Source organism: Vagococcus vulneris (assembly GCF_003950515.1).
GTDB classification, from domain to species: domain Bacteria; phylum Bacillota; class Bacilli; order Lactobacillales; family Vagococcaceae; genus Vagococcus; species Vagococcus vulneris.
The window spans coordinates 120,448-139,376 of sequence record NZ_NGJS01000004.1; the positions used below are offsets into that span (position 1 = coordinate 120,448).

At 34.5% G+C, this 18,929-nt stretch carries 19 protein-coding genes and 1 tRNA gene; 17 read left to right on the plus strand and 3 right to left on the minus strand.

Going from position 1 to position 18,929, the window contains the following annotated elements:
• Positions 1 to 15 precede the first annotated feature (15 nt).
• Entirely contained in the window at positions 16 to 678 is a 663-nt protein-coding gene (locus CBF37_RS04500) for a P-loop NTPase family protein (protein WP_125983530.1), read from the minus strand.
• 289 nt (positions 679 to 967) lie between these two features.
• Between CBF37_RS04500 and CBF37_RS04505 the strand changes: the two genes are divergently transcribed.
• Both CBF37_RS04505 and CBF37_RS04510 read left to right on the plus strand, forming a co-directional pair.
• Positions 968 to 1,040: transfer RNA gene (locus tag CBF37_RS04505), tRNA-Thr, on the plus strand.
• Between the two features lie 171 nt (positions 1,041 to 1,211).
• Positions 1,212 to 1,559, plus strand: a complete 348-nt coding sequence (locus CBF37_RS04510) for a hypothetical protein (RefSeq protein WP_125983531.1) — start codon at positions 1,212 to 1,214, stop codon at positions 1,557 to 1,559.
• A 36-nt stretch (positions 1,560 to 1,595) separates the two neighbouring features.
• On the opposite strand, the gene CBF37_RS04515 is transcribed toward CBF37_RS04510, so the two are convergent.
• On the minus strand, positions 1,596 to 1,934 hold the full coding sequence (locus CBF37_RS04515; RefSeq protein WP_125983532.1) for a zinc ribbon domain-containing protein YjdM: 339 nt from the start codon (positions 1,932 to 1,934) through the stop codon (positions 1,596 to 1,598).
• A gap of 284 nt (positions 1,935 to 2,218) precedes the next feature.
• Here CBF37_RS04515 and mltG point away from each other — a divergent pair, with 284 nt between their 5' ends.
• The 7 genes from mltG (at position 2,219) to CBF37_RS04550 (ending at position 7,613) form a co-directional block, all read left to right on the plus strand.
• Positions 2,219 to 3,379 carry an endolytic transglycosylase MltG gene (mltG, locus tag CBF37_RS04520; protein WP_420824163.1) on the plus strand — a complete coding sequence of 387 codons (1,161 nt, stop codon included), beginning with the start codon at positions 2,219 to 2,221 and terminating at the stop codon, positions 3,377 to 3,379.
• A 154-nt stretch (positions 3,380 to 3,533) separates the two neighbouring features.
• On the plus strand, positions 3,534 to 4,004 hold the full coding sequence (greA, locus tag CBF37_RS04525) for a transcription elongation factor GreA (RefSeq protein WP_338067343.1): 471 nt from the start codon (positions 3,534 to 3,536) through the stop codon (positions 4,002 to 4,004).
• A gap of 138 nt (positions 4,005 to 4,142) precedes the next feature.
• Positions 4,143 to 4,874, plus strand: coding sequence for a cell wall-active antibiotics response protein LiaF (gene liaF / locus CBF37_RS04530; RefSeq protein WP_125983534.1), 732 nt, complete (start codon positions 4,143 to 4,145; stop codon positions 4,872 to 4,874).
• Complete coding sequence (locus CBF37_RS04535; RefSeq protein WP_125983535.1) at positions 4,871 to 5,914, plus strand: sensor histidine kinase; 1,044 nt, start codon at positions 4,871 to 4,873, stop codon at positions 5,912 to 5,914. The genes liaF and CBF37_RS04535 overlap by 4 nt, the downstream gene beginning before the upstream one ends.
• Positions 5,915 to 5,927: 13 nt before the next feature.
• Entirely contained in the window at positions 5,928 to 6,560 is a 633-nt protein-coding gene (locus CBF37_RS04540; RefSeq protein WP_125983536.1) for a response regulator, read from the plus strand.
• Positions 6,561 to 6,581: 21 nt separating this feature from the next.
• Positions 6,582 to 7,247 (plus strand): potassium channel family protein, encoded by a 666-nt coding sequence (locus CBF37_RS04545; protein ID WP_420824161.1) that lies wholly within the window; start codon positions 6,582 to 6,584, stop codon positions 7,245 to 7,247.
• Positions 7,248 to 7,331: 84 nt separating this feature from the next.
• The gene (locus tag CBF37_RS04550) at positions 7,332 to 7,613 is read left to right on the plus strand and encodes a HesB/YadR/YfhF family protein (protein WP_125983537.1); all 282 of its coding nucleotides are present in this window, start codon (positions 7,332 to 7,334) and stop codon (positions 7,611 to 7,613) included.
• Positions 7,614 to 7,632: 19 nt separating this feature from the next.
• Here the strand turns inward: CBF37_RS04550 and CBF37_RS04555 are convergent, their stop codons facing one another.
• Positions 7,633 to 8,436, minus strand: a complete 804-nt coding sequence (locus tag CBF37_RS04555; RefSeq protein ID WP_165866634.1) for a DUF1189 family protein — start codon at positions 8,434 to 8,436, stop codon at positions 7,633 to 7,635.
• 173 nt (positions 8,437 to 8,609) lie between these two features.
• On the opposite strand from CBF37_RS04555, the gene CBF37_RS04560 reads away from it, so the two are divergent.
• From CBF37_RS04560 to CBF37_RS04595, 8 genes are all read left to right on the plus strand, one after another.
• Entirely contained in the window at positions 8,610 to 9,218 is a 609-nt protein-coding gene (locus CBF37_RS04560; RefSeq protein WP_125983539.1) for a superoxide dismutase, read from the plus strand.
• An 854-nt stretch (positions 9,219 to 10,072) separates the two neighbouring features.
• Positions 10,073 to 11,185 (plus strand): pyruvate dehydrogenase (acetyl-transferring) E1 component subunit alpha, encoded by a 1,113-nt coding sequence (gene pdhA / locus CBF37_RS04565; protein ID WP_125983540.1) that lies wholly within the window; start codon positions 10,073 to 10,075, stop codon positions 11,183 to 11,185.
• 3 nt (positions 11,186 to 11,188) lie between these two features.
• Positions 11,189 to 12,166, plus strand: a complete 978-nt coding sequence (locus CBF37_RS04570) for an alpha-ketoacid dehydrogenase subunit beta (protein ID WP_125983541.1) — start codon at positions 11,189 to 11,191, stop codon at positions 12,164 to 12,166.
• 38 nt (positions 12,167 to 12,204) lie between these two features.
• Positions 12,205 to 13,800, plus strand: coding sequence for a dihydrolipoyllysine-residue acetyltransferase (locus CBF37_RS04575; protein WP_125983542.1), 1,596 nt, complete (start codon positions 12,205 to 12,207; stop codon positions 13,798 to 13,800).
• 12 nt (positions 13,801 to 13,812) lie between these two features.
• Positions 13,813 to 15,219, plus strand: a complete 1,407-nt coding sequence (gene lpdA / locus CBF37_RS04580; protein ID WP_125983543.1) for a dihydrolipoyl dehydrogenase — start codon at positions 13,813 to 13,815, stop codon at positions 15,217 to 15,219.
• A 210-nt stretch (positions 15,220 to 15,429) separates the two neighbouring features.
• Complete coding sequence (locus CBF37_RS04585) at positions 15,430 to 17,091, plus strand: ABC transporter substrate-binding protein (protein WP_125983544.1); 1,662 nt, start codon at positions 15,430 to 15,432, stop codon at positions 17,089 to 17,091.
• A 58-nt stretch (positions 17,092 to 17,149) separates the two neighbouring features.
• A complete protein-coding gene (locus CBF37_RS04590; protein WP_125983545.1) occupies positions 17,150 to 18,103 on the plus strand; it encodes an ABC transporter permease in 954 nt (317 codons plus the stop codon).
• Positions 18,103 to 18,906 carry an ABC transporter permease gene (locus tag CBF37_RS04595; protein ID WP_125983546.1) on the plus strand — a complete coding sequence of 268 codons (804 nt, stop codon included), beginning with the start codon at positions 18,103 to 18,105 and terminating at the stop codon, positions 18,904 to 18,906. Before CBF37_RS04590 ends, CBF37_RS04595 begins: the two co-directional genes overlap by 1 nt.
• Positions 18,907 to 18,929: the final 23 nt, after the last annotated feature.

Genomic DNA, 18,929 nt, shown 5'->3' on the forward strand with positions numbered 1-18,929 from the left:
GATACCTAATAATTGTTATCGCTTCTTTTTTGATTTTTGATGTTTGTTTTTGGTTGTCGATTTTGCCTTAGTTTTAACTTTATTTTTTTTGATTGTTTTGCTGCTACGTTTGGAAATCTTCCTATTAGATGAGGAAGGTTTTCTTTTTTTGGAATTTTTTGATTTAACTAATCTTATTTTATTTTTATTGTGGTTAATGAAGTCATACAAACGATTTAAATCATTTGGTGACTCAATAATCATTAAAGTTACTGGATACTGATATAGAGCTTCCTTCACTTGAGGCAGTCTTTTTTTAAAGTTACGATTCCATTTAAAAAGTTTAAACATCCGCTTAATCACATAATACCGCTGTTTCATACTACGCTTTAACTCGAAAAATTGTTTGATGGTACGTTTCACAACGCGGTATTGGGTTAATAGTAGGGGATAATCAAGTAGAACAATGAGGTTTGCTTCCTCAAAAGTTCCCTTGGTCCACTGACTGACTTGCACGCCTTCGACCACCCAAGAGGGGAATTTTTCGATGTGTTTATTTACTTCGATAAAACGTTGTTGCTTATCTTTAATTTTTAAAAAATCATCTAACGAAATGCCAGGTAATTTATAGTCTTTTTCTAATTTTTGCATGAGGGAGGTTTTACCGCTGCCTGCATAGCCGATAAGTCGTATTCTCATTTAACAATCTCTCACACTTTCTACAAAATCATTCACCTTTAACAATACTATGTTTATGGTTGTTTGACAAGGTACTTCAACGTTAGTATCAGTTTTAGTTTTGAATGTCAGATGACCTTTTTTAAAAATCTTGATATTAATATTTGGCTTAGGTGTTCGCTAAGAGAATCAATTTTATAAAGGAACGGGTGATATTTTTTGATAAAAATAAAATCTATACAGTAATATTTTGTTTTAGTATTGACAAACCTAATAGGTTCTAGGTATGATACTATTTGTAAGTTTTAGTGCCGCCTTAGCTCAGCTGGTAGAGCACCACCATGGTAAGGTGGGGGTCGCCGGTTCAAGCCCGGCAGGTGGCTTTATTATTTTAGGTGCAAGGTGCTGTGATCTGTCAGCTGTCCTTGTGCTTTTTTGTTCTATTTGATATAAAAGATGCTGTTTTTAGAATCAATAATTACTTAATTAAGGCTATCATTTTATTAATAGCAATGACAGTGTTATAATATACTTTAGAAATGGAGGCTTTTACAATGAAAAAATCGACTAAATATATTATCGGAGTTACATCAGTTTTAAGTTTGGTTGTTATTGGAAAGGTAACTTCCAAAGCAGTAAAAAAGACAACTGAATCAATTGACAAAATGAAATACAAAATGTTGGTTCGTGAAAAATTGAAGGATGATCAAAAATTTTTAGCCATTGCTAATGATTTAGATGATGAACAATTAAAGACCATGATTGGTATATTAGAAAAAATCGAGAGCAATTCACGTGAAGAGCAGCTTAGCTCTTATATGGAATCTGCAAAAGGTAATGTAGATGAAATTAAAAACCGTATATTAGATGCGTTTGAAGATTTAAAAGAAGGAGAACGATAATAAAAAATCGACAGATAAGCGTATCTGTCGATTTTTTTAAAGTTTTTTTACAAATTCTGATTTAAGTTTCATAGGACCAAAGCTGTCAATTTTACAATCAATGTTATGGTCGCCTTCCACTAGTCGGATATTTTTCACTTTTGTTCCTTGTTTTAAAGGTCCTGATGCTCCTTTTACTTTCAAATCTTTAATTATTGTCACGCTATCACCGTCAGCTAATATGTTGCCGTTAGCATCTTTTACAACTAAGCTGGCTTCTTCTGTTTCTACTTGCTCTTTAGACCATTCATTTCCGCATTCTGGACAGATGAAAAGTCCACGATCCTCATAAGTGTAGCTTGACCCACACTCTGGGCATTTTGGCAATTCTTCCATAGTTAATCAGTGCTCCTTTTTTATAATCTAGAGTTATTTTATCCGATAATACTCAAAAAATAAAGTACAAACATGGTTTTTATGATTTTTGACTATAATTATTGTTATTTTTGGCCATTCATATAAAGAACTAATAAAAAAATCGGGAGAATAGTTGGAATTTGTATAGAATAATGTATAATGAGTAGAGCAAAAATATTTAAATGAATTGAGGAGGTTTCCCTTTGACAAAAGAAAACAATCCAAACGATTTGGAGTCAAAGACGCCAATCGAGGAATCTGTCGTGTCAGAAAGTGGATCTTCAGATAAGACACAACCAAAGCGTAATCGCACGCGACAAAAGAAGTATAATAAAAAACAAAAAGAGAATAAAACTGTTGGTAGAATTATTGCAATAGTCATTACATTATTGGTTATGGCAATTGTTATCGCAGCCTTTTCCTTCTATAGTTTTTTTAAATCAAGTTTAAAACCGTTAAATCCTGACAATAAAAAACTGGTTCAAGTAAACATCCCAGTAGGTAGTTCAAGTAAAGAAATTGGGCAAATACTCGAAAAAGATAAAGTTATTAAGAGTGGCTTGGTCTTTTCTTATTATGTTAAGATGAATAATCTTTCTGATTTTCAGGCTGGTTACTATCAGATGGCACCAAGTATGGAATTATCTGAAATAGCTAAGACCTTGCAGCAAGGTGGAACGGACGAGCCAGAAGCTTTAGCAGATGCAAAATTAACTGTACCGGAAGGTTATTCAGTTAATCAAATTGCTGATCTATTAGGCAAGAAAACAAAAATAAAAAAAGACGATTTTATGAATTTGATGAAAAATGAAGATTACTTTAATGGCTTAGTTGAAAAATATCCGGAATTATTAACAAGTGATAAAGATTCTAAAGGTGTTAAATATCATCTAGAAGGTTACTTGTATCCAGCAACTTATAATTACTATGAAGATACCAAGCTGGAAGATTTAGTTGATCAGATGGTTGCTAAGTCAAATCAAGTGATGCTTCCGTACTATGAGCAAATAAAAACTAAGAATTTGACTGTTCAAGAAGTGTTAACATTGGCATCATTGGTTGAAAAAGAAGGTGTTCATGAACTTGACCGCCGCAAAATAGCTCAGGTCTTCTTTAATCGGATTAATGCCGGAATGCCGTTGCAGTCAGATATTTCAATTTTATATGCACTTGACGAACATAAGGTGCATTTATCAAATGCAGATACTCAAGTTGATTCACCGTATAATTTGTATCTTAATAAAGGTTATGGTCCAGGACCATTTAATAACCCAAGTCAACAAGCAATTGAAGCTGTATTAAATCCAGAACCAAATGATTTTATGTACTTTTTAGCTGATGTATCAACTGGTAAAGTGTATTATGCTAAGAATTATGAAGAACATTTAAAATTGAAAGAAGAATATATTGACAATAAAAAATAACAAGATAGATAAAATGCCAGATTTTTATTTACTTTTCATTTTGAACGTGTTATTGTTTTTCTTGAACGAAAAGCTTTTCCAATGTAAGATTGGAAAAGCTATTCCTTTATATTTATTATTAAGGGATATTTATATTTAAGGAGAAGTGAGCACCGTGGAAAAAACATATCCAATGACCCTTGACGGGAAAATAAAGTTAGAACAAGAATTAGAAGATTTAATCATGAAGAAACGTCCTGAAATTGTGGAACGGATTAAAATTGCTAGAAGTTTTGGAGATTTATCAGAAAACTCAGAATATGAATCTGCTAAAGATGAACAAGCTTTTGTCGAGGGGCGTATTACAACAATCGAAAACATGATACGTTTTGCACAAATCATTGACAACGGTAATGTCGCTAAAGATGAAGTGGCACTTGGTCGTTCGGTAACATTTATTGAGTTGCCTGATGGCGAGGAAGAGGAATATACAATTGTCGGGAGTGCAGAAGCAGATCCTTTTTCTGGTAAGATTTCAAATGACTCACCAATTGCGCAAGCATTGATAGGTAAAAAATTAGGTGAAGAGGTTATTATTGCTACACCTGGTGGTAACATGGCTGTCAAAATCAAGAAAATTTCTTAAAGTTATGCCTAGGCATAACTTTTTCTTTTAAATATCAGACTAAAGACTGATAATACTTTACAGCTTTTGATGTTTACTTATTATTGGTTCTTTCGTTATAATTTAAACAGATAGTCACAGAAAAGGAGCTAAACAATTATGCAAAGCTCATGGAAATTTTTTTTCATTATTGAAGCCTTATTATTGTTAGGTGGAGCGTATCAATTATTAACAAATATACCTGTATTTATATTATTCGTGTTTGCAATGTTTAATATTGGTTATGTGCTGAAAAAAAAATCGCGCACGTCGTTTAATCAATTTCAATTAATTTCAGGGATAGTACTGGGTGTTTTATGCGGTTTAAGTAGTCCTGCCATTTGGTTGTTCTTAATTGTGGCGATTGTTTTTATTGGATCTAAAGGAATTGAATTGTCGGGTACTAACCTATTTTCAAATGCACCTTGGAATAAAAAACAAATGGTCATGGTGGAGACAAGTGCCAGTGAACCTAAATCTGGTCGTCGTTTTAAGCGCCCTTGGCTTGGTAAACAAAGAATAGGTGAGTCGACCTTTGAATGGAACGATATCAACATTGCTGTCCCATGGGGCGATACTTTAGTTGATTTAGGCAATACACTATTACCTAAAGATGATAATATCGTTATTGTGCGTAAAGGAATTGGACGAACTAGATTGTTGGTTCCTGTCGGCATCGGGATTATGGTTGAACATTCTGCAATCATTGGCAATATCAGTTTTGACGACAAAGACTATGCCTTATCAAATGAATCAATTCGTTTGTACAGTGAAGACTATGATACAGCGACCAGACGATTAAAAATTATTACGAATACTTTATTTGGTGATGTTGAGGTGATTCGTATATGATTGAAAAAATAAATCGTCCGCTTATCTTTTTTTATTCATTTCTATTTAGTCTGTTGATGTTTGTTTTAATTTTATTTCTTTATTTTTTTGCCAATAAACAGTCAAATTGGTCTGTCGAATTGTTAACGACACGACTATTTAAAATCCCAATACTATTTTATGTTATTTTAATTTCGATTATGATTGGTTTTATTGTATTGGGAATATTGTATGTACTTGATTTAAAAGTTTATGGGAAGATTGAGATGCAGCTACGTCTTATGGCGTTAGGTCAGTATGAACATCGTAAAATCACTGATTCCGTTGGAGGCAATCCAGCACAAATTGATTTGGATATTCAATCGATACGCATGAAACTTGTTGATATGACAAAGGAATTACAAGAATTGAGTCAGACACCAAAATTGGTTGACGGTGAAACAAAGGAAAATATCATTAAAGAAGAAAGACATCGAATCGCTCGTGAGCTGCATGATTCGGTCAGCCAACAATTATTTGCAGCAACAATGATGCTCTCAACCCTTAATGAAATTGTCGCCGAGAGTGATGTGCCAGATGTTATCGATCAGCAGTTACACGTAATTACTGGTATAATTGATTCATCACAGTCAGAGATGCGTGCTTTACTGTTACATCTGCGCCCAATCAATCTTGAAGATAAGTCATTGAAGCAAGGTATTGAGTCTTTATTAAAAGAATTAAAAACTAAAATAAATATTGAAGTGGTTTGGAACGTTGAGGATGTAACTGTCAGTTCACATATTGAAGACCATCTTTTCCGTATCGTTCAAGAATTATTATCTAATACTTTAAGACATGCAAAAGCTTCTGTTTTAGAAGTTTATTTGAGTGAACGAGATCAGAATCTTCAGTTAAAAGTGGTTGATGATGGCGCTGGTTTTAATATAGATGAAGAAAAAGTCGGTAGTTACGGATTGACCAATATCAAGGAACGAGTCAGCAGTATCGGTGGGACAGTAAAAATCATCAGTTTTAAAAATCAAGGAACTAGTATCGAAATAAAAATACCGTTAATTTAGGAAGGTGAATCTTGTGATAAAAGTGTTGTTAGTAGATGATCATGAAATGGTCAGACTTGGTGTATCGTCATATTTGTCTATTCAAAAAGATATCGAGGTCGTCGGGGAAGCTGAAAATGGTTTGAAAGGTTATGAGTCAGCACTAGCTGTACACCCAGATGTTATTCTGATGGACCTTGTTATGGATGTCATGGATGGCATAACAGCAACCAAAAAAATCTTAGCTGATTGGCCAGAAGCTAAGATTATTATTGTGACAAGTTTTATTGATGATGAAAAAGTATATCCGGCAATTGAAGCAGGTGCGGTCGGCTATCTACTGAAAACATCGTCAGCAAAAGAAATTGCTGAAGCTATCCGTTCAGCTAATGCAGGAAACAAAGTGCTTGAACCAGAAGTGACGAATAAAATGATGGCACGATTATCACAACCTAAAAAGCGCTTGCTACATGATGATTTAACAAATAGAGAACGGGAAATTTTATCGCTGATTACTGAAGGAAAAAGTAATCAAGAGATAGCTGATGAATTATTTATCACATTGAAGACTGTTAAAACACATGTATCAAACATTCTGTCTAAATTAAATGTAGAGGATCGAACACAGGCAACTATCTATGCATTTAAGCATGGACTAGTTGATTAAGACGAAGAGGAGATAAGTAGGATGTTGAGAAAATCATTTGCAGTAATTGGATTAGGTCGCTTTGGAGGGAGTGTTTGTCGTACACTTATTGAGTCTGACCAAGAAGTTTTAGCCATCGACAGTTCAGAAGATCAAGTAAATGAATTTATGAATATTGCGACACATGCGGTAGTCGCAAATGCACAAGATGAAGCAACACTCCGTTCTTTAGGTCTTAGAAATTTTGATCACGTCATTATTGCGATTGGGGAGGATATTCAAGCAAGTATTTTAGTTACCTTGATGGCTAAGGAAATGGGTGTGCCTAGAATCACGGCTAAAGCTCAAAATGAATATCATGCTAGAGTACTAGATAAAATCGGTGCAGACTACGTGGTGCATCCAGAGCGTGACATGGGGATTAGAGTAGGTCATAAATTGACATCAAATAATATGCTAGACTTTATCGAGTTATCTGAGGATTATTCTTTAGCAGAAGTGATGGTTACTAATAAGCGTTTCTTTGACAAAACAATTGAAGAAATAAATTTTCGTCAAAATTATAATTTGACTATCGTAGCCGTTCGTCGGGGGAAAAAAGACTTAATTGTTTCTCCTCCTGCAGATCAAATAATTTTGAAAAATGACGTTTTATTAGTTGTTGGTGATAACAAAGCAGTCGACTACCTCGATGATAAGATGGATTAAGTATTTGCAATGAGCAAAAGTCTCATTGCTTTTTTTATTATATGATACAATGAGCCTAAGTTTAAATGAATGGAGTTGCTATGTATGGAATTAACTATTTCAGATGATGCACATAAATGGTATGTTGAAGAATTAGATTTAAAGAAAGGTGACAGCTTAAGAATATACGGTAAATATGGGGGAGCAACAAATGTTCATGTTGGTCTTTCGACTGGGATTAATGTTATCGAACCATCAGACCCGATATATGAAATTGATAAAGATGGAGTCCGCTATTATGTAGAGGCAACAGATGAATGGTTTTTTGGTGATTATAAATTAACAGTTAATTTAGAAAATGGTGAGCCTGCATATATATATAGTTAAAAAATCATCCTAGTTTAATCTAGGATGATTTTTTTGTGATCTTCGGAAATATACTAAAGTAAATAAAGATTGTCATAATTAGGCCGATCGTACTAAATGGCAGAGATGGTAGTAAAAATTGTAAGATAACAGTGACAATACTTGGTATCGTTGAACAATAAACTAATAATTTAAATGTATTACCAAAAGTTAAGTTATTATTTCTAATTTTATTTGAGATTGAAGCAAACAAGGTTAAAAAGAAAAGATTAAATAAGAAATTGCCGGCAATCAAAACAAATGCGAAAACACAAGTAATGATGATAAAAGTAATGATATTACTTTTTTGTGTAACTAAGTCAGTGATGAAATCCTTGTTAATTAAAGAAGCGAGCGGCATTGATTTATAAGAGGTGTTAAAGCTCTCGACGATGTCTGAAGCAGTGCCATTAGCTGGTAAAGAAACGACTGCATCGTTTTTTAACAAACCGACTGCAATCACGCCCTGTTCAGCATCTTCAGCAACCTCATGTTTAGTACGGTTATTGTCAGGATCAAATGTAAAAATAATGGAATCAGTTTGATAAACAAAGCCTGCATCTTTTTTCGATGTGGTTAATGTGTCGTTGTTAATTTTAAAATCCGGAGTTTTCTTTAAAATCTCAAGACTATCACGTTGCAATGTTTGACCAAAGCGAACAGTTTCAAAGATTAATGGTAGACTCATAATAATTGATAATAATACAATGTATCCAAAAACCGCAATACCTCGTTTGTTACGGTACTGTAATAATTGAGCGGGGTTTTTAAATGTAGATTTTGAGATGCTGATAAAATTTTTCATACTTTGGGAAAGGCCTCCTTGAGTTCTGTTGTACCACATTATTCTAACTTTTTTAGATTTAACTTACAAGTTAAGTTATCGTTACTATCAGACTAATTTTTTGTTTTTATCTTAAGTTAATGTTATATTGATTTTGTCAGGATTTTTAATATAATTCTTTAGGAGGAATTGACATGACTTACAAATTACCAGAATTACCATACGCATATGATGCTTTAGAACCTTATATTGATGAATTAACAATGAAATTGCACCATGACAAGCATCATAATACATATGTGACTAATTTAAATGCTGCTATCGAAAAACATCCTGAATTGGGAGAAAAATCAATTGATGAATTAGTAGCGGATTTAAATAATGTTCCGGAAGATATTCGTACAGCTGTACGCAATAACGGTGGCGGACATGCAAATCATTCTTTCTTCTGGGAAGTTATGGCTCCAAATGCAGGTGGCGAACCAACGGGTGCAATTAAAGGTGCGATTGAATCAGCATTTGGTAATTATGATACATTTAAAAAGGAATTTAAAGCAGCTGCTCTTTCACGATTTGGTTCTGGTTGGGCATGGTTAGTTGATAACAACGGACAGTTAGAAATTGTTTCAACAGCTAATCAAGATTCACCATTAACAGATGGTAAAACACCATTAATTGGTATCGATGTTTGGGAGCATGCTTATTATAAAAAATACAGTAATGTTCGTCCTGATTATGTTGATGCTTTCTTCAATGTCATTAATTGGGAACAAGTGAATAAAAATTACGCAGCAACGAAATAATAATTTGATAGAAACAGTCGACGTTATCGCCGGCTGTTTTTTTATTTATAATTTGTGTAAATGTATATTAATCATCTAATTATTTAGTTAGATAACACAGAGACTAGTACAGGGTGAAAGATAAAAAAGTTTATCTTATCTACCGCAAGTCAGTTATCGAATATTTATGAAAAATTGTCGTTTTGTGAAAAAGTATATTTGACATAAATTGAAAAAAAGATTGTCTCTTTTCAAAGGAATGACCCAAAAATATGACTGTCAACAAACAACATCAATTATAATACAGAATCATCAAGTATTTTTTTCAAACAATATTACTTTTTATAAAAAATTTTTTTAAAATAAAGTAATCTATTAAATAGTTTACAAAAATTTTAAAAACCCTCTTTTAATATAATATATTTATTTCACAAATAGCCGTCTGATTCTAATATATTGCGTAATAAATGGCTTTTTGTAGTTAAAAAAATAACTAACGTTTCAGAAAACGTTTTATAAAATCAATATTGTTCTTAATTTTAATCCTTGAAACTAAAGACATCTACTTTAAAAATAAAAGCTTTCAGAAAAATAATATACAACAGGTGTAAATATATTATGATACAGCATGATACAGATACAGTTTAATTAAGATGTTCAAAAAATTGTGAAAACAAATAAGTGACGATTTTCACTATCTTTGATAACAGTTTCATTTGAGTTAAATCAGTTAAGAACTGAGCGGTTCATTTCCTTGCAATCGTTCTTTTATCATGGTAAATTTATGTTGTTGAAACAGAACGAGTAATACAGTTTTATATTTCTGTTTAAGACAAACACGAATATTTTTTAAAAAGAGAGGATTGTGTAACAAGATGGCTAAGAAAAAAGTAAACCCACTTGATTTTGCAGCATTGTTAGAAGATATCAACGCAGATTTTCCTACTGTACAGGTGTTAGATGAGAAAGGAAAAATAGTCGATAAAGATTTAGTTCCTGATTTATCTGATGACGAGTTAGTTCAGTTAATGACAGATATGGTTTGGTCTCGCGTGTTAGACCAACGCTCAACTGCCTTAAACCGTCAAGGACGTCTTGGATTCTTCGCTCCAACTGCCGGACAAGAGGCTAGCCAATTAGCAAGTCAATTTGCTATGGAAAAAGAAGATGTTCTATTACCAGGATATCGTGATGTTCCACAATTAATTAAACATGGCTTGCCGTTAACTCAAGCATTCCTATGGTCACGTGGCCACGCAGCTGGTAACGTATATACAGATGATTTACAAGCATTACCACCACAAATTATTATTGGTGCTCAATATATCCAAGCAGCAGGTGTCGCTTTAGGACTTAAAAAACGCGGTAAGAAAAATGTTGCTTATACATACACTGGTGATGGCGGTTCTTCACAAGGTGACTTCTATGAAGGGATTAACTTTGCTGGAGCTTATCATGCAAATGCTGTTTTCTTCATTCAAAACAACGGCTATGCTATCTCAACGCCACGTGAAAAACAAACTGCAGCTAAAACATTAGCTCAAAAAGGTGTAGCAGCTGGAATTCCAAGTGTTCAAGTTGATGGTATGGATCCATTAGCAGTTTACCAAGTAACAAAAGCTGCTCGTGAATGGGCTGTTGCTGGTAATGGGCCTGTTTTAATCGAAACATTAACATTCCGTTATGGTCCGCATACACTTTCAGGTGATGATCCAACTAGATATCGTTCACAAGAGACTGAAGATGAATGGCATGCAAAAGATCCATTAACTCGTTTCCGTATTTATTTAACAGAAAAAGGTTTATGGTCTGAAGAAAAAGAAGAAGCTGTAATCGAACAAACTAAAGAAGAAATCAAAGTAGCGATTAAAGAAGCTGATGCTGTTCCAAAACAAAAAGTATCTGATTTCTTAAAAAATATGTTTGAAGTAACACCAAAAACTATTCAAGAACAAATTGACATTTTTGAAGCAAAGGAGTCGAAATAAATCATGGCACAAAAAACAATGATTCAAGCAATTACTGATGCTTTAGCTTTAGAATTAGAGGCAAATCCAGATGTATTAGTCTTCGGTGAAGACGTTGGTAATAACGGTGGTGTTTTCCGTGCAACTGAAGGTCTGCAAGAAAAATTTGGTGAAGATCGTGTATTTGATACGCCATTGGCAGAGTCAGGTATCGGTGGTTTAGCTTTTGGTTTAGCCCTTGAAGGTTTCCGCCCAGTTCCGGAAATCCAATTCTTTGGCTTTGTGTTTGAGGTATTTGATGAGGTTGCTGGACAAATGTCTCGTACTCGTTACCGTATGAGTGGTACTCGTACAATGCCAATCACAATTCGTGCTCCATTTGGTGGTGGTGTGCATACACCAGAATTACACTCAGATAACTTAGAAGGTTTGATTGCTCAAACTCCTGGTATTCGTGTGGTTATTCCAAGTAATCCTTATGATGCAAAAGGCTTACTAATTTCAGCTATCCGTGATAATGACCCTGTCGTTTACTTAGAACATATGAAATTGTATCGTTCATTCCGTGAGGAAGTTCCAGATGAAGCTTATACTGTTCCTTTAGACAAAGCTGCAGTTACTCGTGAAGGTTCTGATGTTTCAATCATTACTTATGGTGCGATGGTTCGTGAAGCAATTAAAGCAGCAGAAGCACTAGAAAAAGATGGTATTTCAGTTGAAATTATCGACTTACGTACAGTCGCTCCATTAGATGTTGATACAATCATTGCCTCTGTTGAAAAAACAGGACGAGTTGTTGTTGTTCAAGAAGCTCAAAAGCAAGCAGGTGTCGGTGCACAAGTTGTATCTGAAATCTCTGAGAGAGCTGTATTATCATTAGAGGCTCCTATCGGACGTGTTTCTGCGCCAGATACTGTCTTCCCATTTGGTCAAGCTGAAAATACTTGGTTACCAAATGCATCTGATATTGAAGCAAAAGTGAAAGAAGTTTACGAATTTTAATCAAGAGCTGAACAGATAGAGAAGGAGAGTAAGTAAAGATGGCGTTTAAATTTAAATTACCAGATATCGGTGAAGGTATTGCAGAAGGCGAAATCGTAAAATGGTTCGTTAAAGAAGGCGATACAATCAACGAAGATGATACAATGTTAGAAGTTCAAAATGACAAATCTGTTGAAGAGATTCCGTCTCCAGTAACAGGTAAAGTATTAAAAGTTGTTGTACCTGAGGGCACAGTTGCTCATGTTGGTGATGTATTAGTAGAAATCGATGCACCTGGACATGAAGATGAAGAAGTAGCAACTCCAGAAGCAGCAACATCAGCACCAGAAGCGGTAGCTACAGCTCCAGCTGGCGGAGTATTCCAATTTAAGTTACCAGATATCGGCGAAGGTATTGCAGAAGGTGAAATCGTAAAATGGTTTGTTAAAGCTGGCGATACTATCAATGAAGATGACACAATGTTAGAAGTTCAAAATGATAAATCTGTTGAAGAGATCCCATCTCCAGTAACAGGAACAGTTGTTAATGTCGTTGTACCCGAAGGCACAGTTGCTCATGTTGGTGATGTGTTAGTAGAAATTGATGCACCTGGACACAATGATGCACCAGCGTCAGCACCAGTAGAAGCTAAATCAACTGCAGCAGCATCATCTGGTTCAGCAGCAGCTACAGCTTCTGCAGCAACAGGAAATCCAAGCAAACGCGTTTTAGCAATGCCTTCAGTTCGTCAATATGCTCGTGAAAAAGGTGTTGATATTACTGCGGTAACACCAACTGGTAAAGGTGGACGTGTTGTTAAGTCAGATATTGATAACTTTGGCGGTACTGCACCGGCAGCAGCTACAGATTCAGCAGTGGCATCAAGCGATACACCTGTTCAAGCAGCAGCACCTAAAGCAGCAGCACCGACTCCTTTTGTAGGCGCTCCTGAATTAGAAGTTCGCGAGAAAATGACACCAACGCGTAAAGCAATTGCTAAAGCAATGGTTAATAGTAAACATACAGCACCTCATGTAACATTACATGATGAAGTTGAAGTGTCTAAATTATGGGATCACCGTAAGAAATTTAAGGAAGTTGCGGCATCTCGCGATACTAAATTAACATTCTTACCATACGTTGTTAAAGCTTTGACAGCTACTATGAAGAAATTCCCAATCTTGAATGCATCTATTGATGATACAACAGATGAAATTGTACTTAAAAACTACTATAACATCGGTATTGCAACTGATACAGATCATGGTTTATATGTACCTAATATCAAAAATGCTGATACTAAAGGTATGTTTGATATTGCAGATGAAATCAATACTAAGGCAGCTATGGCTATTGAAGGTAAATTGACTGCAGCTGATATGCGCGGTGGAACAATTACAATCAGCAACATTGGTTCAGTAGGTGGAAGCTGGTTTACACCGGTAATCAACTATCCTGAAGTTGCAATTTTAGGTGTTGGTACAATCGTTCAACAACCTGTTGTCAATACAGACGGTGAAATTGTTGTTGGTCGTATGATGAAATTATCAATGAGCTTTGATCATCGTATCGTAGATGGAGCAACTGCTCAAAAAGCTATGAACAATATCAAACGTTTATTGGCAGATCCAGAATTATTATTAATGGAAGGTTAAGGTGAATCACGCATGGTAGTAGGAGATTTCGCATTAGAATTAGATACAGTTGTCATTGGGGCAGGACCTGGTGGCTATGTAGCAGCAATTCGTGCCGCACAAATGGGGCAAAAAGTCGCAATCATAGAGCGTGAGTATATTGGTGGGGTGTGTCTAAATGTTGGCTGTATTCCATCTAAAGCCTTAATCAGTGCTGGTCATAAATATCATGATGCTAAACATTCTGATGTTTTTGGTGTTACAGCTGATAATGTAAAATTAGATTTTACAAAAACTCAAGAATGGAAAAACAATGGAGTTGTTTCTAAATTAACAGCCGGAGTTGAGTTCTTGTTGAAGAAAAATAAAGTGGAAATCATCAGCGGAGAGGCATTTTTCGTTGATGGAAATACACTTCGTGTTATCCATGAAGATGGAGCACAGACTTATGAATTCAAAAATGCGATTGTTGCCACAGGTAGCCGACCAATTGAAATCAAAGGATTTAAATTCGGTAAACGCATTATTGATTCAACTGGTGGATTAAACTTAACTGAAGTTCCTAAAAAATTAGTTATTGTCGGTGGCGGTGTTATTGGTGCTGAATTAGGTAGTGCTTACGCAAACCTAGGTGCTGAAGTGACTATCCTGGAAGGTTCTCCTCAAATTTTACCGACGTTTGAAAAAGACATGGTAAAATTTGTTGAAGCTGACTTTAAGAAAAAAGGAATCACAGTTGTTACAAAAGCAATGGCTAAAGAAGCTGTTGACAATGGTGACAGTGTAACTGTTAAGTATGAAGCTAACGGTAAAGAAGAAGCGATTGAAGCGGACTATGTTATGGTTACAGTTGGTCGTCGTCCTAATACTGACGAATTAGGATTGGAAATTGCTGGTGTTGAAATGACTGATCGTGGATTAGTTAAAGTTGATGAACAAGGACGTACTAATGTACCAACAATCTGGGCAATTGGAGACATCGTTCCTGGTCCTGCTTTGGCACATAAAGCAAGCTTTGAAGCTAAAATTGCTGCAGAAGCAATCTCTGGTAAAGCTGTTGCTAATGATTACGTTGCTATGCCAGCCGTTGCATTTACAGATCCTGAATTAGCAGTTGTTGGTATGACTGAAAAAGAAGCTAAAGAGCAAGGTTTAGATGTTAAATCATCTAAGTTCACCCTTGGTGGAAATGGTCGTGCATTATCTCTTAACCAAACTGAAGGTTTTGTTCGATTAGTAACAACGAAAGATGAAAATATCATCGTTGGTGGACAAGTTGTCGGTGTTGGGGCAAGTGATATGATTGCTGAGATTGGTTTAGCGATTGAAGCAGGTATGAATGCAGAAGATATCGCACTTACAATTCACTCACATCCATCATTAGCAGAAGCTGTAATGGATACGGCTGAATTAGCTTTGGGATTACCAATTCACGTTTAAAATAATACAATTTATTATACATGTTCGGACGTAAGGGAGCTGCTATTGACAGCTCTCTTTTTTGTTTTATTAAAAAAGAATGTGAAAGCGTATTAAATAATTGTTTAATTAACTTTAAATCATCATATGTATATAGTTTAATTGACGTTCATTATTTCACATGATATAATTTTTGAGTATTTAATAACAAAAAAATTAAGGGGAGTTTAAATGAAAAAGTGGAAAAGTATCATGATTGTGGGTTTAAGTTTAATGGTTTTTGCAGGATGTTCCTCAACAAAGGACAATAGTAAAACAGAAGTTAAAAAGGAAAACACAAAATCAGAGTTAGTTTATGGTATGTGGAGTTCACCAACTGGTGTGTTTAACTCAGAGATTTCTGATACAATTTATGATGGCGCTATCAATACTTTGGTTTACAGCTCAATGTTAGAACTAAATGAAAAATATGAATTAGAGCCAGCCATGGCTGAAAAATTTAAATTATCTGATGATATGCTTCACTTAACATTTACACTAAAAGATAATTTAACGTTTCATGATGGTGAAAAACTGACAACTCAAGATGTGTTATATACACTTACTTCAGTAGCGGATGGAAAATATACTGGTGGTTCATACAATGTTGTAGAATTTATCAAGGGAGCGAAAGCTTACCATGACGGGACGGCAAAATCAATCGAAGGTATTTCTGTCAAAGATGATAAAACGATTGAAATTACTTTTGAAAAACCTTTTTCTTCTGCATTGCAAAAAATTGGGATGTTAAGTATTTTACCAAAACATATTTGGGAAAAAGTTCCAGTCGGTGATTGGGAAAAAGCAACTGATTTATTACATAAACCAATTGGCAGTGGACCTTATAAATTAGCTGAATTTAAAAATGGTGAATATGTTAAATTAGAATCTTTTAATAATTACTATAAGGGAACACCAAAAATTAAGAATTTTAATGTTAAAGTTGTTAATCAAGATACAGCAATTGGTGAAATTGCCAAAGGTGCAATTGATGTTGCAGATATTTCCAGCTTTAAAGAAAAAGATCTCGAATTTTTAAAGAAACATGATGTGAAAACTAAAACTTATCCTGGTCCAAATATTCAATATATGGGGATGAATTTACGAAATAAACAATTAAACGATAAAAGTGTCAGAAAAGCTATAGCTTATGGTATTGATCGTGATGGGATTGTAAAAGAACTATTAGATGGTCACGGTGAATTAATTCAAACACCAATGGTACCTACTTTATGGTCTTATCCAAAAGAAGGCTTAATTGAGTATAAAAAGGATGTCAAAAAGGCTAAGGAATTATTAAAAGAAGCTGGATATAAACAAAAATCTAAAGATAGTATTTTTGAAAAAGATGGTGAGCGATTAGCATTTACATTAACTGTTCCAACAGGAGATAAGACTCGTGAAAATACTGCGCCGATTATTCAAAATCAATTAAAAGAAATTGGGATTGAAATAAAATTGGAAAACAAAGAATTTTCTAGTGTAATGGATCAAGTTGTCGGTAACCATGATTATGATATGTATTTAATGGCCAATACATTATCTTCAGATCCAGATTTGAAACCTTACTGGCACTCAGATGCTATTTCTGATGAAAAAGGTGTTTACGCATGGAATATTTCTGCATTTAATAATAAAAAGGCAGATGAAGTTCTTGAGAAAGCTCTAGAAACGACTAATATTGATGAACGGAAATCGTTGTATAATGAACTTGGAAAAATTTTAAACGATGAGTTACCTTGGATTCCTTTGTATACTCCAGATATTATCAAGGCATATAATCCAAAAGTAAAAAACTATAATCCAACTACATTTTTAGACTTTTATAATGTTCAGGATTGGACAATAGAATAAATAAATAGTAGGACTGCTTCTCGTAGGGGTGGCAGTCCTTTTTATATGGAGAAATAGAATGAAAAAATTTATAATTAAACGTTTACTTGTTGCACTCATTATTTTTTTAGGTGTGAGTATATTTATCTTTATAATCTTGCAATTACAGCCAGGAAATCCTTATTTAAACAGTCTAAATCCTAATATATCTCAGGAACAAACGAAACAAATTTTAATGCAAAAAGGCTATTATGATCCATTGCCGGTTAAATTTATTAAGTGGTTTAAAGGATTTATCACTTTTGATTTCGGATATTCGATTCAATATAAAGAACCTGTTGTGGACGTTATCCTAAGCCGTTTACCGAAAACATTAATGTTAACTATTCCGTCATTATTCTTGAGTTTGATATTTTCATTTCCAATAGGCATGTATATGGCATATAAGCCAAGTAAATTTGTATCTAAGTTGATGAATATTATTAATCTTGCAGCAGTCTCTTTACCTACTTTTTTAATTGCTATTCTGCTTATTAAGTGGCTGTCATTTGATTTAAATCTTTTTCCTATTTCAGGTACAGGTGAATTAGAAGATAGTGGTTTTCAGTTAGCACTCTACTCAGTTTTACCGATTATTACCTTAACTATTATGCAGTCTACAGTATTTATTCGCTACATTAGAGGTTATTTTCAAAGGGAACTAACTGAACAATATTATTTGGTTGCACAGGGATTTGGCATGACTAGGTGGCAAGCATTAGTTCATTCAATCTTTCCAACTGTTTTACCTCAAATGATCACTTTGATCTTTATGGAAATACCTGCACTATTCTCTGGCGCTTTAATTACTGAAACTGTATTTGTTTGGCCGGGGATTGGCAAATTGAATTATGACGCCGTTACGTACCGTGACTATCCGTTAATTATGGGGCTTTTGAGTATGACTGTTGGGGTTGTTCTTTTATCAAATTTAGCTGCTGATATTCTTGGTATTCAGTTAAATCCTTTGTCGAAAAAGGAGATGAGCGACTAATGAAGAAACGAAATATATGGTTTTATCTAGGCTGTACTATACTTGGGATAATAATTATTATAGTTGTTGTTGGTCCTTTGGTCTATCCTGTAAGCAGTTCATTTACCGATTTAATGAGTGTTTCAGAACCGCCATCAGCTAAGCATCCTTTGGGAACGGACGAAACAGGTCGAGATATCATGGCAAGACTATTTTCAGGCGGTAGAATAACCTTGTATGTCGGTTTAATGGCAACGATCTTTCGAACTGTTTTAGGGTTAGCAGTCGGTGCTGTTGCAGGGTATTACGGCGGATTTATCAATCAAGTAGTAATGCGTACCGCTGATGTGGTTATGTGCTTCCCTTTTTATATCTTGGCAATATCGTTGGCAGCTATTTTGGGTCCGTCTACGACAAACTTAATTATTATTATTGTTTTATTTTCATGGCCGTCATCAGCTCGATTATTTGCTTCAGAGATAAAAGACCTGCAGCAATCAGAATTTATTACTTATTTTAAATTAAATAATTTTTCAGATTACCATATTATTTTAAGACACATTATACCTAATATTAAAAATACTATCGTCTCTATTTTTACGCTGTCTGTTTCGCAAGCAGTTTTAATGGAGTCTTCCTTGAGTTTTCTAGGCTTAGGTGTCCAGCCACCTAGTTCAAGTTGGGGCATGATGCTGTCAAGTGCTAGAAATATGATAAGTGTTCAAATGGAGTGGTGGTTATGGCTGCCAGCTGGAATAATGGTATTTTTAACTGTTTTCAGTGTTTACTTAATTGGCGAAAATATAGAAAGTCGTGGTGTATAAATGTTATTAAAGGTAGAAGATTT